Consider the following 17,308-nt stretch of genomic DNA (forward strand, 5'->3'; position numbering starts at 1 on the left):
ATATCTTTGCCACAAATGGGGAGATTACTCGCGATAGATTATGGTACAAAACGTACGGGATTAGCTGTGTCTGATCCGATGAAGATCATTGCTACAGGCCTGACTACGGTTCTTACCCGTGACCTTTTTCAGTATCTTAAAGATTATTTTAACAAAGAAAAGGTCGACGAAGTTATTATAGGGATACCCAAAAAGATGAATAATGAATCATCTGAAAATATGAAAAATGTTAAAATTTTCATATCCAAATTCATTAATTTATTCCCGGACACACCTATAACAGGTTACGATGAACGATTCACATCAAGTATCGCACATCAAGCTATGATTGACGGAGGCTTGAAAAAAAAAGACCGTCAGGACAAAGCACTTGTTGATGAAATAAGTGCCACAATTATACTTCAGGACTATATGGAAAGTCTAACTTATAAAAATAAAAATTTATGATACTCCCTATATATTTATATGGACAGCCTGTTTTAAGAAAAGTTGCTCACGAGATAGACAAAGATTATCCGAATCTTTCTGCCCTTATTGAGAATATGTTTGAGACAATGTATAATGCCGATGGAATTGGATTAGCAGCTCCACAAATCGGACTCGATATACGTCTATTTGTCATAGATCTCGAACCTCTGGCAGAAGATGACTCCAGATACAAGGGTTTTAAAAAAGCCTTCATAAACGCAGAAATACTTGAACGTACCGGCGAAGTAGTAACAACACAGGAAGGATGTCTTAGCATTCCCGGTATCAACGAAACTGTACCAAGAGAGGAAACAATAAAAATTAAATATCTTGATGAAAACTTCATCGAACACACAGAAGAATATTCAGATTTTTTTGCACGTTGCATCCAACATGAATATGACCATATAGAAGGGAAATTATTTATAGATAAAATATCAGGGATACGAAAACAATTAATTAAATCAAAACTTAATAATTTAATAAAAGGACGGGTTAATTGTTCCTACAGGACAAAAGCAATTCAAAACAAACCATAATTTTATGAAAATTAAACTGCTACTCTTAACAACACTACTCGTATCATTCTTGGGGTCTTGCGTAACTCCGAGGGATACAAATTTACTTCAGGATATTCCGAAAAACTATCCGATCGATGTAAATCTGAATAACGATTACAAAGTTATTCCCGGCGATCAACTTATTTTAAAAATATACACCCTTGACGAATCCATGCAGGAGCTTTTCAAGCCCTACATACAAAGCAGCTCTCAAGGTATCGCCTCAGCAGGGACATCTGTCAATATACCAAATGTCCTAAATATATATTCAGATGGGACAGTCAAGATTCCTTATCTAGGAAAAATATACGTAGAGGGATATACCATACCGGAAATAAAAAAACTCTTTGAAGATAAGTTCACAACATTTTCGCCAAATTTAACAGTTGATGTCACCTTACAAAACCGCTTCTTCTCAGTGTTAGGAAAAGCCGGACAAGGACGCCATGCCATGCCATTACACAAATTAAATATATTTCAGGCTTTGGCGATATCGGGGGCATTTGATAAATTTGGAGACCGCACCAGAGTTAAAATAATCAGACAAACTCCTAATGGAACAGAAGTAAAAACTTTTGACATAAGATCTAAAGATATAGTTGATTCGGAATATTACTATATCCAACCTAATGATGTAATATATGTAAATGAAATGTCCAGAACATTCTTCGGACGAGTAACGACATTCTCGGGAGCCCTTGGGCTAATTGGAATTTTGGGGACAATAACAGCGGCTATAACATTTATCATTAGATCAACAAAATGAGAACAATAAAAAAACAACTCAAGTTATATATAATATTAGGAATATCAATCATTATAGGCCTTTTGAACAGTTCTTGCTCATCGCCTAAAACGACAAACCTATTACAAGAGAAAAAACCTGTATATACAGCTAAACCCTTTCAGGACTACAAATTACAAATAAATGATGAAATCACATGTTCGATATTCACTAACAACACGGATTTCGCCAACTCTTTCAACGGATTAGAAGGTTTACAGGGAGTAGTATCAACATCCGCCAGTAACGGTTCTGTTTATACTATTTATGACACAGGAAACATAAGCATCCCCTTTTTCGGCGAAATACACCTTCTGGGACTGACAATTGCAGAAGCTGAAGATGTTGTTCAGGCTAGAATGCAACAAGCAATACCAGATGCTCAGGTCAAAATCTTTCTGAATAACAACCAATACTATATTGTTTCGGAAGGACAGAATGGAAATTATGGGATATACAAAGACAATATGACCATTTTTCAGGCACTTGCAATCTCAGGAATTCCAAACACTGATTACGAAATAGGGAAAGTGAAGATTATCCGTCAAGATGAGACCGGCAGATCAATAATTAAGCAATTTGATTTAAGATCCGAGTCAATTATCGAATCTGAATTTTATTACATAAAGCCCAATGATATGATCTATTATTCAACAAGCAAGACTGCCTTCTTTAGGATCACATCATTTCAATCTTTGATATCAACTCTGTTAGCGCCAATCTCGGCAGCACTAACCGTGTGGGCATTTACAAATAAGTTTTAATATAAAAACGATCTTTTCGGATTGTAAGAGGAGGGATATACATGGAGCAAAGTTTAAACAAACCAAACGATTTTGGCACTGATCCATATTTTGACGAAATACAGGCAAAGACGAAGTTTTCGTTTGATTTTGTCCTATGGTTTTACAGAATATTAAAATATTGGTATCTTTTTATATTATCTCTGGCTTTATTTTTAGGATATGCATACCTTAAAAACAAAAGTTGGACTCCTCTGTATCGATCCTCTGCAACCCTAATGATGGAGCCTAGAGGTAACAACGGTGTAGCAATGGGTTCAGTGCAATTGGGAAGCCTTGTTCAGAGTTCAGTTAATCAACAGATGATACTGAATTCATATGACATGGTGGTCAGGACAGTAGGAAAGCTTCCTCAAATGCGGGTAGACTATTTTCTCAAAACGAAATTCAAAACAGAGAACCTATATGGAATGACCCCGATCTCAATAGAGGCAAAATATGTTGCACCCAGTGCATACAGTATTGTTTTCGAAATAGAGCCGATAAATGCCGATAAATGCAGGATTTTTTATCCAGGATCAGAATCGACACCTCCTTTTTCTATGGAGGTTCCATATAATCAATTCGTTCAGGAATCGAGATTCTACATCAAAATAAATAAGACGGATAGGTTTACTCCGAATTTTACACCTTTTAGTTTTCGCTTTATCTCGAAAGAAGAGCTAATTGGTCGCTATACAGGTCGTACATCATCGGGCTATCAAAGAGAAGGATCAACAGCTTTGGCTGTTTCGATATTCGGAACCAGTCCTCTGCAGGATGTAGATTTTCTCAGGGCATTATTAAAAGAATTTGAAGACTATAACCTTACTCTTAAAAATGAAGCTGCTGACAGAACAATCGCATTTATTGACAGGCAGATGGCCTTAATTTCCGACTCATTGCAACAATCGGAAACAACATTCAAAAGGTTTCAGGACGAAACTGGGCTGTATAAAATAGAAGGAGGAGATAAAAGGCTTGAGCGCAATGACATACTAACAGCAATGGCTGAAAACAAAGCTCAAGAAGATATCATTCTAAGATTAACGGATGAAATAAAATCATCAATACTCAACAGTACAGAATTGGTATCACCTAACGCTTTTGGCATTAATGAGCCTAAGCTATCCCAATCTATTGCAGATTACAACAACATAATAAAAAAACTGGCTAGCATGGGGGAAGCTCATCCTCTGTATTCAAAGAGTGAGCAATCTATGAACAGTTTAAGAATAAAAATTTTAGAGGATTTAAGGACTGCTCAGGATAAAATACAGGAGAAAAAAGAATTATTAAATGCTTCATTATCCAGTGTGGAAACAGAAATGACAACCTTACCGGCTCAGGAAAGGGAATACGCAAGATATGAAAAGGTATATAAGGTGAACGATGCTTATTATACCTATCTCCGAAACAAAAGATATGAAGCCACAATTCAAAAAGCGTCAAATATCCCTGACAACTTTGTACTAGAGGAACCTCGCCAGATGGGAGGTCCAATTAACGGAGATGAAAAAAACAAGACCTATACATTTTATCTGGCTATCGGGTTGGCTATTCCATTGATATTCGTCATCTGTAAAGAAGAACTCTTCAACTATGCCATCTCAACCAAAGAAGACTGTGAACGGCTATCTTCGCTACCAGTTATCGGAACAATAGAAAATATTTCCAAAAAGATGCCATCGGGAAATACAACTCTCGTAAAGAATTTTCCGAAATCGAGTTTTGCAGAATCGTTCAGAAATATGCGGATTCGATTAGAATATATGGCTCAGAAAGAAACGGGTATTTCTCTACTTGTAACATCTGCCGAACCGGGAGACGGAAAAACATTTATCGCAGGAAATATTGCTTCGGTATATCAACTAACAGGTAGAAGAGTCGTTTTGATCGACTTCGACTTACGTCGTCCATCTGTAGCTAAGCTGTTAAATATCCAGACAAAGAAAGGAGTCTCTAATTTCTTAATAGGTCAGGTATCTTTAGACGAAATAACCATAACCCATCCCGAATACGAATTTGATGTAATTACAGCGGGGACACTGCCTCCGAATCCCAGTGAGCTGATTAAGACAAAGAAGACCCGAGACCTGATAGAATATCTAAAAACAAGATATGATTACGTAATTGTAGACTGTAGCCCGATCGGGTTGGTGTCGGATGCATACATCTTATCCAAGTATGTAGATACGACACTATTTGTTGTAAGACGAGCAAAAACAAACAAAGCATTCTTTAAGAGTGTGGTTAATCAAATGCGTAATGACGGACTCGAACATGTTGCTCTAGTATTCAATGATGTGAAAGGACGTGAAGGATATTATGGAACATCCAGATACTATGGAGACAAATCATACTATCTGAAAAGAAATTCGTACTATCACGACGACTACTTCGAAAAATAAAAAAATCTATAAAAAGAGGGGCATTAAATGCCCCTCTTTATTTTTCTTATATTAGAATTCATATATTTGCCTTTAGTAAAATAATAAGTAGCCTATATTCCGCTTAAATTTAATACTTAAGCTAAACAGGAAACTTATCGGCAATTATCAATAGGGTCGTTAATATATCGTTTTATTGTGAAAAAGTTCCTCATTCTTCTGCTTACTGTAGTAAATTCCATTGTTATCTCCGCCCAAATAAACACGGAAAGAGTAACACTTATCGGGCGCAATGCTTTATATTTCGAAGATTATGTGCTTGCTATACAATACTTCAATCAGGTAATAAAGTCTAAACCATATTTGGCTGAGCCATATTATTACAGATCAATAGCTAAATACTATCTTGATGATTTCAAAGGAGCGGAGGATGACTGTACAATGTGTATTGAACGGAATCCATTTTACATCAATGCCTATCAATTAAGAGCTGATGCACGCCAAAACCAAAAAAATTATGATGGAGCATTAGCTGATTACAGTGTAAGCCTAAAAAACAATCCCACAGATAAGTTTATACTGATTAATATGGGTATTGTCAATATCGAGAAGAAAGATTTCGATAATGCCGAAAAATATCTTGATCAACTAATTACCCAGAATCCAAACTATACCCAAGGAATATTGACAAGAGGTAGCTTATACCTCGAAAAGGGAGATACAATACGGGCACTCGAAGATTATAATAAAGCAATAGAAAAGGACAAATATTTTGCTCCCTCGTACGCTATCAGAGCGGGAGTTTATTTAGCTCAGAAAAATTACGATCAGGCATTAAAAGACTATGATGAAGCCATAAAGATAGACCCTCTTTCACAAGGAAACTTTATCAATAGAGGGCTCACTAAGTATTACAAAAATGACCTGAGAGGATCAATGGAGGATTACAACCACGTCATAGAATTAGAACCTAGCAATCTGCTTGCAAGATTCAACAGAGCATTATTGAGAGCACAAGTCGGAGACAATAATAAGGCAATAGCTGACTTTGACTTCGTTATCAAAAATGAACCCGAGAATTATATCGCCTATATGAACAGGGCAATGCTACGTAATGATATCGGCGATACCAGAGGAGCATTAGCTGATTTGGATATTGTTCTGAAAGAATATCCTGATTTTTATCAGGGATATTATTACAAATCGGAGATAAAAAGAAAATTAAACAACCTGAAAGATGCCGAACAAGATTATCTGCTTGCACGCAGAATAGAAGAGAAAACAAAAAGAGAGGTATTCTCAGGAAAAGCAGACAAGAAAGAGAAAGACAAGACCCGAGAAAAATCGGATAAGACTATTGACAAGTTCAATCTGCTGGTTGTTGCCGACAAAGAGGAAGAAGCTAAAAGTAAATACAATAGTGAAACCCGCGGAAAAGTACAGAACAAGCAAACAAACATAGAGCTAGAGCCTGCTTTCATTATTTCGTATTACGAAAAGCCGACAGAGATTCAGAAATTCACTCATTATAATCAGGAAATTGAAAGCCTGAACAAAAAAGATGTACTCAGCAGGAAACTTCTTATTACAAATCAGGAGGTACCTCTTGATAGTGCACAAGTCTCTATACATTTCGGTTCAATAAATGAATATTCAAAATTAATAGCTGACCATCCCGAGAATACCGAATACTATTTTGCAAGAGCTCTTGATTACATTCTGGTACAAGATTTTGCGAGTGCCATAGAAGACCTGAATAGGGCTACGGCTATTGACCCGAAGTTTACTCTTGCTTATTTTAATCTGGCGGTAGCATATACCAAACAGGTAAAATCGAAAGAATTATTACCTGAATTATACAGCCAGAGCAACAATTCCGAACTCAGCATTAATATGCAGCTAGGAGCCGGAGCATCGGTAAAAACTGCAGCTACGCCTGCGGGACAAGAAACGAATATAAAAAGCATCAATTCTAAATTTGAATACGAATCGATGCTTAACAGCTACGGAAAAGTAATAGAACTCTCACCCAATTTTGTATACGCATATTACAATCGGGCAGAAATAAAGGCTATGCAAAATGATTACCGTGCTGCAATTCTTGACTACAATGAAGCAATTAAACGAAGTACCGATTTTGCCGAAGCCTACTACAACCGGGGACTTTGCCGCCTTAGAGTAAAAGATACCGAACGAGGTTTGGAAGATCTACGTAAAGCAGGTGAACTAGGAATAATCAATGCTTACAGTATAATTAAAAGAATGACCGAATAAAAAGCACCTTGCCCGATAATGGTATAAGCAAACGATTTTTATCTATACTCAAATGGGAGTAAATAATAATTAAGGTCGAAAACCTATCTATTGCATTGACAAGTATGATAACCAGAATTGGTTATAACTTGAAAATATAGCATTAAATTACTTATCGAAAAGGATCAAAAGAATAATGTATGGGCGAGGCTCTGCTTCGCTCATTTTTGTAAATATCGGGTTGAACAGAATTACACTCATACAACAAGCTGAATTCGAAGACTGAAAACAAAGTAACACAATCCGAAAAGAAGACTTCGAGTGTTACTTTTGTAACCTTTTCTCAATCAAAAATTAATTCGGAGCAATTGAGAACGGTTGTCTGATCATTCATCATTAATCCTGTCACCTTTGTTACCTTTTCATGTAACATCGCATATTATTCGACAAAAAGATTCGAGATTTAAAATTTAAGGATTATAAGATAAAAGAATCCATAAAATGTGTAATTTTGCAGACCTTAAGGTCTAAGACCTTTTGTTGATAAACAAAACATAACAGCAATAAGACTTCAGACATAAGAAGTATTGCATTAAGAACTTATTGCGATTAATTGACTAAAATAATTACCCTCACTTGTACGAGAGTAAATAAAACAGATAACTAATGATTAAAATTACATTTCCTGATGGTTCCGTAAGGGAGTTTCCCAGAGGAACATCTTCAATGCAGATTGCAGAGAGTATCAGTTCCAGATTAGCTCAAGATGTTTTGGCATCAAGCGTAAATGGTCAGACATGGGATCTGACGCGCCCTATAGAAGAAGATTCTACTGTAAGCCTGCTCAAATGGGATGACGAAGAAGGCAAGCATGCATTCTGGCACTCATCGGCTCACCTTATGGCCGAAGCAATACAGGAATTGTATCCTCACGCTAAATTCGGTATCGGGCCTGCTATCGAAAACGGATTCTATTACGACATCGACTTCGGCGATACGCCTGTTAAAGACTCCGACTTTCCGGCAATCGAAAAGAAAATGAAAGAACTGATTGCTAAGAAAGAAGAGATCGTTCGTAAAAGCATTACCAAAACCGATGCACTAAAAATGTTCGGAGACCGTAATGAGGGATACAAAGTCGAATTAATCAACGATCTTACAGACGGAACAATCACAACATATACACAAGGATCATTCACCGATCTTTGTCGTGGACCTCACTTACCCAATACTTCATACATCAAAGCTGTAAAGATTCTTAGTGCAGCTGGAGCATATTGGAGAGGTGATGAAAAACGTAAACAGCTGACCCGTTTATACGGAATCACCTTCCCTAAACAAAAGATGCTGGATGATTACCTCACTCTTTTGGAAGAAGCAAAAAAACGTGATCACCGCAAAATAGGAAAAGAACTCGAGCTATTTGGATTCTCTCAGAATGTCGGTCAAGGTTTGCCATTGTGGTTACCAAGAGGAACACAATTGCGTCTTCGTCTGGAAGATTTTCTGAAAAAGATTCAGAAGCAATTCGATTACGATCAGGTTATGACACCCCACATCGGGGCAAAACAATTATATGTAACTTCGGGTCACTATGCAAAATATGGAAAGGATTCATTCCAACCGATTCATACACCGGAAGAAAACGAAGAGTTTTTATTAAAACCGATGAACTGCCCTCACCACTGTGAGATATACAAAATAACACCCCGCTCATATAAAGACCTGCCTCTTCGTTTGGCTGAATTCGGCACAGTTTACCGTTACGAACAAAGTGGTGAATTACATGGATTGACTCGTGTACGCGGGTTTACTCAAGATGATGCGCATATTTTCTGTACTCCCGATCAGTTGAAAGATGAGTTTTTGAAAGTAGTCGACATCATTTTCATCATCTTCAAAGCATTAGACTTTGAGAATTTCGAAGCTCAAATCTCATTGAGAGATCCCGAAAATAAAGAAAAATACATCGGATCGGAAGAAAACTGGCAAAAAGCAGAAGCAGCTATTATCGAAGCCTGCGAACAAAAAGGACTTCCTGCTAAAGTAGAGTTGGGTGAAGCCGCATTTTACGGACCCAAACTAGACTTCATGGTGAAGGACGCTTTAGGACGCCGCTGGCAGCTTGGCACTATTCAGGTAGACTATAACCTACCCGAACGCTTTGGTCTTGAATATACAGGAGCAGATAATCAAAAACACTGTCCGGTAATGATTCACCGTGCGCCATTCGGTTCTATGGAACGGTTTATCGCTGTGCTTATCGAACATACAGCAGGTAAATTTCCGCTGTGGCTGACACCCGACCAAGTGGTAATTATGCCTATAAGCGAGAAATTCAACGACTATGCTCATCGGGTAGCTTCATACCTGAAAAGACGTGACATCCGCACTCAGGTAGATGACCGTAATGAAAAAATCGGACGAAAAATACGTGATAACGAATTGAAAAGAATCCCGTATTTACTTATCGTTGGAGAGAAAGAAGCAGAAAGTGAAGAAGTTTCGATAAGAAAACAGGGTGAAGGTGATAAAGGTTCAATGAAAATTACTACCTTTGCCGATCAAATTACAGAAGAAGTTGAAAAAATGATGAATGCATGGAACAAATAGGGTCACAGACTCTTATCCATTTTGGTTAAAACCAAACAGTATTTCATCGTATAAAATGAATATAATCAGGTAATAAAAAAAATTTAATAAGAAAACAGAAAGGAACATAATCTTTTTTTAATGAGGAACAACAGAATCAATAACAATAAAAAAGAGGAACTTCACAGAATCAATGAGAAGATTCGTGTACCTCAAGTCCGCCTAGTCGGTGAAAATGTTGAGCAAGGAGTATATTCTACTCATGATGCGCTAAAGATAGCTGACGAAAAAGGTCTCGATTTGGTAGAGATCTCTCCAAATGGTGATCCTCCTGTTTGTCGTATTACTGATTATCAGAAGTTTTTGTATCAACAAAAGAAAAAGCTAAAAGAACAAAAAGCTAAATCTGTAAAGGTAGTTGTAAAGGAGATTCGTTTCGGACCTCAAACCGACGACCACGATTTTAACTTTAAGCTCAAACATGCTAAGTCTTTTCTTGAAGAAGGTTCAAAAGTAAAAGCTTACGTTTTTTTCAAAGGGCGTTCTATTCTTTTCAAAGAGCAAGGAGAAGTTCTACTGCTTCGCTTCGCAACAGAGTTGGAAGATTATGCAAAAGTAGACCAACTACCTCAGCTTGAAGGAAAGAAAATGATTATCATGCTTTCTCCTAAAAAACAACCGGTAAAGGCTGCGCCTAAAAAAGTTGAAGAAAAAGGCAAAGAAGATAAAAAAGCGGAAAAGACAGAAAAAGCGGAAGAAAAACAAGAAGAAGCTTAAAAAAAAGCTACGCAAGTAGTATCATAAATATTAAAAATTAAGTATTAACAAGATGCCAAAAATGAAGACTAACTCCGGTGCCAAAAAAAGGTTCAGCCTTACCGGATCAGGAAAAATCAAAAGAAAACATGCTTTCAAAAGTCACATCTTGACTAAGAAAACTAAAAAACAAAAAAGAAATCTTACCCACGCTGCTACAGTACATGCCGCTGACGTGAAAAATGTTAAGCAATTGCTTGCATTGAAATAAATTTCAATAGTTTTCTTAAAAGCAAATTTTGATTTATTAACAGAATGTATGCACAAAAGAGTTCTAAAGGGTAGAGCCGCTAACATTCAAAACATCTTACAATTATGCCAAGATCAGTCAACCATGTTGCGTCACGCAACCGCCGTAAAAAAGTATTAAAATTAACAAGAGGGTATTACGGAGCCCGTAAAAATGTTTGGACAGTTGCCAAAAATACTTGGGAAAAAGGTCTAACTTATGCATTCCGCGACCGTCGCGCTAAAAAACGCAACTTCCGTGCACTTTGGATACAACGTATCAATGCAGCTGCACGTCTTGAAGGAATGTCTTATTCTCGTCTTATGGGTGCTCTTCACAAAAACGGAATCGAAATCAACCGTAAAGTTCTTGCAGACCTTGCAATGAACCATCCTGAAGCATTCAGCGCAATCGTAGCAAAAGTAAAATAAGGTCTCAAAACCTATTTTAACCTATGATATTAAAAATGACCAGTCGAAATCGGCTGGTCATTTTTTTATCTATACACAAAGAGGTATTCGGTTTACTTAAAACTCACAAAAACATTGTATATTTACAAGTAAACAGGGTTTCAGACCCATTACTTAACTTTGCAAGCACAAAAGCAACAGACTGTTATTGCTAAAAGCATATCATTAATACTTTCTGCTACTTAATAGCGAGCTGGGTTAGACCTTAAAAAATATTGCAAGTAGAGCAACGGAGGGATATATATGGACAGTATCAGAAAAATAAAAAGAACAGCTCAATTAGTTTCCATTCTCACTAAATACGGATTTGATACCCTTGTTACCGAAACCGGTATCAAAAATCTTATCCCCGAAAGCTATATCAACAAAAACGAAAAACGAAAAGAAATATTTTCACTAAGTATATACGAACGTATACGTCTTGCTCTCGAAGAACTTGGACCTACTTATATAAAACTGGGACAATTACTAAGCAACAGGGATGATTTATTCCCGATTGAAATGATAGAAGAGCTCCAGAAACTACAGGATAATGTACAAACCAAAGAAATAGATCTTAGAAATACAATAAAGAAAGAATTTAACAAAGATATTAACGATCTATTTTCCGAAATAGATACAAATCCGATTGCAGCAGCATCATTATCTCAGGTATACACGGGAATATTACTTGAAAACAATCAAAAAGTCATCATCAAAGTAAAAAGAGAGGGTATAGAAGAAATGATAGAAGCAGATCTTCTTATCATGAAAGACTTTAGCCGGCTTCTTGAAACGTATTATGACATTGCCCGCCAAACAGGGATAAACCATATAATAAGAGCCTTCGAAAAATCTATTCTGAGCGAACTCTCCTTTACTCAGGAATTGAACAATATTGAACGGTTTAGGAAAAATTTCAGAAAGAATCCATCAATTTACACACCAGCAACATACAAACACCTGTCGAATAACAATATACTATGCATGGAGTTTATAGATGGAATAAAAGTCTCAGACAAGCAGCAATTGACAGCACAGGGTTTGGATACAAAGAATGTCGCAATGCACATTGTAGACCTCTACCTGAAGCAGGTAATCGAATATGGTTATTTTCATGCCGACCCACATTCCGGCAACATCTTCGTTTTACCTTCTTCTCAAATCGTTTTCATAGATTACGGATCAGTAGGTAGGATCATCCCTCAGGATCAGGAGTTATTAGCTAATTTCGTGATGCACATCCTAAGGAAAGACACAAGACGCCTGATCAGAATAATAAAAAAAATCGCACTGGAATATAAAATCAAAAATGACGCCCAATTCGAAAGAGACCTCTACGATTTTCTTGATATAATAGATACCGACTCGATAAAAGACCTCAATCTGCAAAGTATAATAAAGAGATTCACCCGGATATTGTACGATAACAGAATTATCCTCCCCGATTATATCTATCTGCTGGCGCGCAGTATAGTCATACTCGAAGGAATAGGGCGCGAACTCGGGCTCGAAGCAAGTATTATCGATCATGTAAAGCCCTACGGACATGACATGATCAAACAAAGGCTGAATCCTAAATACATAAAAAATCTCTTGATGGACAAATTGTATAGCTGGAATGACCGTCTGGAAGAACTTCCGGAGGATTTCCATTCACTTATACAAAAAATCAATCATGACGATCTGAAGATAACTCACAATATTAATGGGTTGTCAGACATTAAGAACACAATCAACCGACTTGTTCTGGCTATTTTAATATCATCTATTGCCGTGGGGTCATCTATCCTTATTCTGGCGAGCATGCCGCCCTTATTGCGGGGTGTTTCTATATTAGGGCTATTAGGTGTAATAATATCGGGGGCATTAGCAATCGTAGTCATACTTACAATTCTTAGAAACAAGAAAGAAAAGTAAGAGAGAAAACAGCACAAACAAAATTAAATATTGTTCATCCAATAAAAAATAGAACGATGTATAGTAAAAACAGTTCGTTTACATTTTGTCACAATATCCGAACAAGAAAAAAAAATATCGCTGAGCAAATTTAAACTTCGATTAGTATAAATAAAAGAATGAACGTGTTAAACCCTATAAAAAGAGGATAAAAAAGTATGATTTTCCTTTCTTTCAAAGGTTATTTACTTTAATTTTGCGAAACGAAACATTGATAAAAAAAATATCTAATTGTTTTTATTTATAAGCTAAAGACTATAGATTCATGTAATAATAATTAACAACGGCTTGCTCTTGTTATGAATCATGCAAAATAACAAAATGGTCTGAAGCCTTATCCACGTAATCAACAACCATTAAATAACTAAAAAAACTATTAAAACTTATGAGTTGGTTAATTAATTCCTCCATTGGCCGAAAATTCGTCATGGCTTTGTCGGGTTTAACATTGGTGCTATTTCTGCTTTTTCACATGAGCATGAATTTAGTTTCAATCATCTCAATAGAAGCTTATGAGCAAATTTGTGCATTGTTAGGTGTAAATTGGTATGCCCTTGTCGGAACTGCAGCACTAGCAGCTTTGTTTGTCATACACATTTGCTATGCCATCGTTCTAACTTTACGTAATCGTAAAGCCAGAGGTAACGACCAATATGCATCGTCAAATTTATCGGATGTGCCTTGGTCTTCAAAAAACATGCTTGTATTAGGTATTGCTATTTTAGTATTCTTACTAATACACTTGTACGATTTCTGGTTCAAAATGATGTTCGCAGAATTGTTTCACTTAGAAGAAATTGTTGTATATCCAGAAAATGTAGGCAATCACATGCTGGCAGTGTTTTCTAATCCGATCAAAGTTGCTTTATACCTTATCGGTGTTATTGCTATTTGGTTTCACTTATCACACGGTATCTGGAGTATGTGCCAATCGTCCGGACTTAACGGAAAAACTTGGATGCCTCGTTTGAAATGCATCGCTAACATTGTATCTACAATTGTTTGCATAGGTTTTGCTATTGTTCCGATTTACTTCTTTGCTAAAAGCATACTTTGCACTTCGTGCATGTAAGTAACAAGAAGTATTTAATGACACTACCCAAGTGATAATTACAAACTATTATCATTTACGGTAAGTCAATAAATAGGTCTGAGACCTTAATCAATAAACGCTAAAAGAAAAAATAAATATGGCTACTATATTAGATCCAAAAAAAGATTCTAAAATCCCAGAAGGTCCACTGGCTGAAAAATGGTCGAACTATAAAGCTCACCAAAAATTGGTCAACCCTGCAAACAAACGCCGCCTCGACATCATCGTAGTAGGTACAGGTCTTGCCGGAGGTTCAGCTGCAGCCTCTTTAGGTGAAATGGGATTCAATGTTCTCAATTTCTGTATTCAGGATTCACCTCGCCGTGCTCACTCTATCGCTGCGCAAGGAGGTATCAACGCTGCTAAAAATTATCAAAACGATGGTGACTCCGTTTACCGTCTATTCTACGATACAATCAAAGGAGGAGACTACCGTGCACGTGAAGCGAATGTTTACCGTATGGCGGAAGTTTCAAACAACATCATCGACCAATGTGTTGCACAAGGAGTACCTTTTGCTCGCGAATACGGAGGCTTGCTTGACAACCGCTCATTCGGTGGAGCTCAGGTATCACGTACATTTTATGCTAAAGGACAAACAGGACAACAATTGCTGCTTGGAGCATACTCGTCATTGAGTCGCCAAGTACAAAAAGGTTCTGTAAAATTATACACTCGTTACGAGATGCTTGACCTTGTTATTATTGACGGTCGTGCCCGCGGTATTATTGCCCGAAACCTTGTAACCGGTAAAATCGAACGTTTCTCGGCTCATGCAGTAGTTATAGGAACAGGTGGATACGGAAACGCATTCTTCCTTTCTACAAATGCTATGGGATCTAACGGTTCGGCAGCTATTCAGGCATACAAGAAAGGAGCTTACTTTGCAAACCCATGTTTTGCACAGATTCACCCTACATGTATTCCTGTACACGGAGAATTCCAATCCAAATTAACTTTGATGTCAGAGTCTCTTCGTAACGATGGTCGTATCTGGGTACCAAAGAAAAAAGAAGATTCGGAAGCAATCCGTGCAGGAAAGCTTAAACCAACTCAAATAAAAGAAGAAGACAGAGACTACTACCTGGAAAGACGTTACCCTGCATTCGGTAACCTTGTTCCTCGTGACGTAGCATCTCGTGCAGCAAAAGAAAGATGTGATGCAGGATTCGGTGTCGGATCAACAGGTCTTGCTGTTTATCTTGATTTCTCGGCAGCTATCGAACGTTTAGGAAAAAGTACTGTAGAAGCAAAATACGGTAACTTATTCCAGATGTACGAAAAGATTGTTGATGATAATCCATACGAAACTCCGATGATGATTTACCCAGCAATCCACTACACAATGGGTGGAGTTTGGGTCGATTACGAATTGCAAACATCAATCCCCGGCTGTTTCTTTATCGGTGAAGCTAACTTCTCTGATCACGGAGCCAACCGTCTTGGAGCATCTGCATTGATGCAAGGTCTTGCCGATGGTTATTTCGTATTACCATATACAATCCAAAACTATTTGGCTGACCAAATTACTGTACCTCGTTTCAGTACTGATTTACCTGAATTCCAAGAAGCAGAAGATGCAATCAATAAAAAAGTTGCAAAACTGATGGCTATCAAAGGAGAACATTCGGTAGACTCTATCCACAAAAAACTAGGTCATATCATGTGGGAATACGTTGGAATGGGACGTACAAAAGAATCTTTAGAAACAGCAATCGCTAAGATTAAAGAACTAAGAAAAGACTTCTGGACAAACCTTCGTATACCAGGTGAAGCAAATACATTGAACACCGAATTGGAAAAAGCTCTTCGTTTGGCTGACTTTATCGAAATAGGTTACTTGATGGCTATGGACGGCTTGGATAGAAACGAGTCTTGCGGAGGTCACTTCCGTGAAGAATACCAGACTCCTGAAGGAGAAGCTCTTCGTGATGACGAAAACTACTCTTATGTTTCATGTTGGAAATATATGGGAGAGGATCAAGATCCTGAATTGGTAAAAGAACCTCTAGACTACGAATTTGTAGTTAGACAACAACGTAACTATAAAGCATAACCCAATCAGAAAAAGAGTAACAAAATGGATAAGACAATAAATATAACACTGAAAGTATGGCGTCAAAGAGGTCCTAAAGAAAAAGGAGCTTTTGAATCATACAAATTGGATGGAATATCAACAGAAAGTTCATTCCTTGAAATGTTGGACATCCTGAACGAAACACTTATCAATAAAGGTCAGGAGCCGGTAGTATTCGACCACGACTGCCGCGAAGGTATCTGCGGTATGTGTAGCTTATATATTAACGGACACCCTCACGGACCGGACGAAGACATCACTACTTGTCAGTTGCACATGCGTAAGTTTAAAGATGGCGAAACCATCACTATCGAACCTTGGCGCTCGGCAGGTTTCCCTGTTATCCGCGACTTGATGGTAGACCGTACTGCTTTCGATAAAATCATCCAAGCTGGTGGTTACACATCAATCAATGCAGGTGGAGCACAAGATGCAAATGCAATTCCTATCTCAAAAGAAGATGCTGACGAAGCAATGGACTCAGCTTCTTGTATCGGTTGTGGAGCTTGTGTTGCAGCATGTAAAAATGGCTCGGCGATGTTATTCCTATCAGCTAAGGTTAGCCAATTGGCACTTCTTCCTCAAGGTAGAGTTGAAGCTGCTAAACGTGCAAAATCGATGGTTGCTAAAATGGACGAACTAGGTTTCGGTAACTGTACCAACACCGGTGCTTGCGAAGTAGAATGCCCTAAGAATATTTCTATAAGCAATATCGCCCGATTGAACCGTGAGTTCTTGGTAGCGAAATTCAAAGACTAACACACTGTACATTAATCATATGGGTAAGGATGGTTCTTAACAGAACCATCCTTATATTTTATCTGTAAATGAGCATAATTTAAAAAAAACAGAAAAA

General features: G+C 37.4%; 14 protein-coding genes. All 14 read left to right on the top strand.

Features of this window, described 5'->3' with window-relative positions:
* Nucleotides 1–15: 15 nt before the first annotated feature.
* Nucleotides 16–447 (top strand): Holliday junction resolvase RuvX, encoded by a 432-nt coding sequence (gene ruvX, locus AABJ51_RS12440; RefSeq protein ID WP_026626004.1) that lies wholly within the window; start codon nt 16–18, stop codon nt 445–447.
* The gene (gene def, locus AABJ51_RS12445; protein WP_026626003.1) at nt 444–1,007 is read left to right on the top strand and encodes a peptide deformylase; all 564 of its coding nucleotides are present in this window, start codon (nt 444–446) and stop codon (nt 1,005–1,007) included. Before ruvX ends, def begins: the two co-directional genes overlap by 4 nt.
* 4 nt (nt 1,008–1,011) lie before the next feature.
* On the top strand, nt 1,012–1,794 hold the full coding sequence (locus AABJ51_RS12450) for a polysaccharide biosynthesis/export family protein (RefSeq protein WP_338372788.1): 783 nt from the start codon (nt 1,012–1,014) through the stop codon (nt 1,792–1,794).
* Nucleotides 1,791–2,576, top strand: a complete 786-nt coding sequence (locus AABJ51_RS12455; RefSeq protein ID WP_338372789.1) for a polysaccharide biosynthesis/export family protein — start codon at nt 1,791–1,793, stop codon at nt 2,574–2,576. The genes AABJ51_RS12450 and AABJ51_RS12455 overlap by 4 nt, the downstream gene beginning before the upstream one ends.
* 41 nt (nt 2,577–2,617) lie before the next feature.
* On the top strand, nt 2,618–5,005 hold the full coding sequence (locus AABJ51_RS12460; protein WP_051290658.1) for an exopolysaccharide transport family protein: 2,388 nt from the start codon (nt 2,618–2,620) through the stop codon (nt 5,003–5,005).
* A gap of 177 nt (nt 5,006–5,182) precedes the next feature.
* Complete coding sequence (locus tag AABJ51_RS12465; protein ID WP_026626001.1) at nt 5,183–7,258, top strand: tetratricopeptide repeat protein; 2,076 nt, start codon at nt 5,183–5,185, stop codon at nt 7,256–7,258.
* 645 nt (nt 7,259–7,903) lie between these two features.
* Nucleotides 7,904–9,850: a threonine--tRNA ligase gene (gene thrS / locus AABJ51_RS12470; protein ID WP_338372790.1), complete on the top strand. Its 1,947-nt coding sequence runs from the start codon at nt 7,904–7,906 to the stop codon at nt 9,848–9,850.
* 120 nt (nt 9,851–9,970) lie between these two features.
* Entirely contained in the window at nt 9,971–10,606 is a 636-nt protein-coding gene (gene infC, locus AABJ51_RS12475) for a translation initiation factor IF-3 (protein WP_374116878.1), read from the top strand.
* Nucleotides 10,607–10,658: 52 nt separating this feature from the next.
* Complete coding sequence (rpmI, locus tag AABJ51_RS12480; RefSeq protein ID WP_026625998.1) at nt 10,659–10,856, top strand: 50S ribosomal protein L35; 198 nt, start codon at nt 10,659–10,661, stop codon at nt 10,854–10,856.
* A gap of 104 nt (nt 10,857–10,960) precedes the next feature.
* Nucleotides 10,961–11,305, top strand: a complete 345-nt coding sequence (gene rplT / locus AABJ51_RS12485; protein ID WP_026625997.1) for a 50S ribosomal protein L20 — start codon at nt 10,961–10,963, stop codon at nt 11,303–11,305.
* A gap of 282 nt (nt 11,306–11,587) precedes the next feature.
* A complete protein-coding gene (locus tag AABJ51_RS12490) occupies nt 11,588–13,243 on the top strand; it encodes an ABC1 kinase family protein (RefSeq protein WP_338372791.1) in 1,656 nt (551 codons plus the stop codon).
* A gap of 424 nt (nt 13,244–13,667) precedes the next feature.
* Complete coding sequence (locus AABJ51_RS12495) at nt 13,668–14,354, top strand: succinate dehydrogenase cytochrome b subunit (protein ID WP_035331417.1); 687 nt, start codon at nt 13,668–13,670, stop codon at nt 14,352–14,354.
* A gap of 118 nt (nt 14,355–14,472) precedes the next feature.
* Nucleotides 14,473–16,431 carry a fumarate reductase/succinate dehydrogenase flavoprotein subunit gene (locus AABJ51_RS12500; protein WP_026625994.1) on the top strand — a complete coding sequence of 653 codons (1,959 nt, stop codon included), beginning with the start codon at nt 14,473–14,475 and terminating at the stop codon, nt 16,429–16,431.
* A 24-nt stretch (nt 16,432–16,455) separates the two neighbouring features.
* Nucleotides 16,456–17,211, top strand: coding sequence for a succinate dehydrogenase/fumarate reductase iron-sulfur subunit (locus AABJ51_RS12505; protein WP_026625993.1), 756 nt, complete (start codon nt 16,456–16,458; stop codon nt 17,209–17,211).
* Nucleotides 17,212–17,308: the final 97 nt, after the last annotated feature.

The sequence above is a fragment of the Indolivaga capnocytophagoides genome (genome assembly GCF_036511535.1).
In the GTDB taxonomy this organism is placed as follows: domain Bacteria; phylum Bacteroidota; class Bacteroidia; order Bacteroidales; family Dysgonomonadaceae; genus Dysgonomonas_A; species Dysgonomonas_A capnocytophagoides.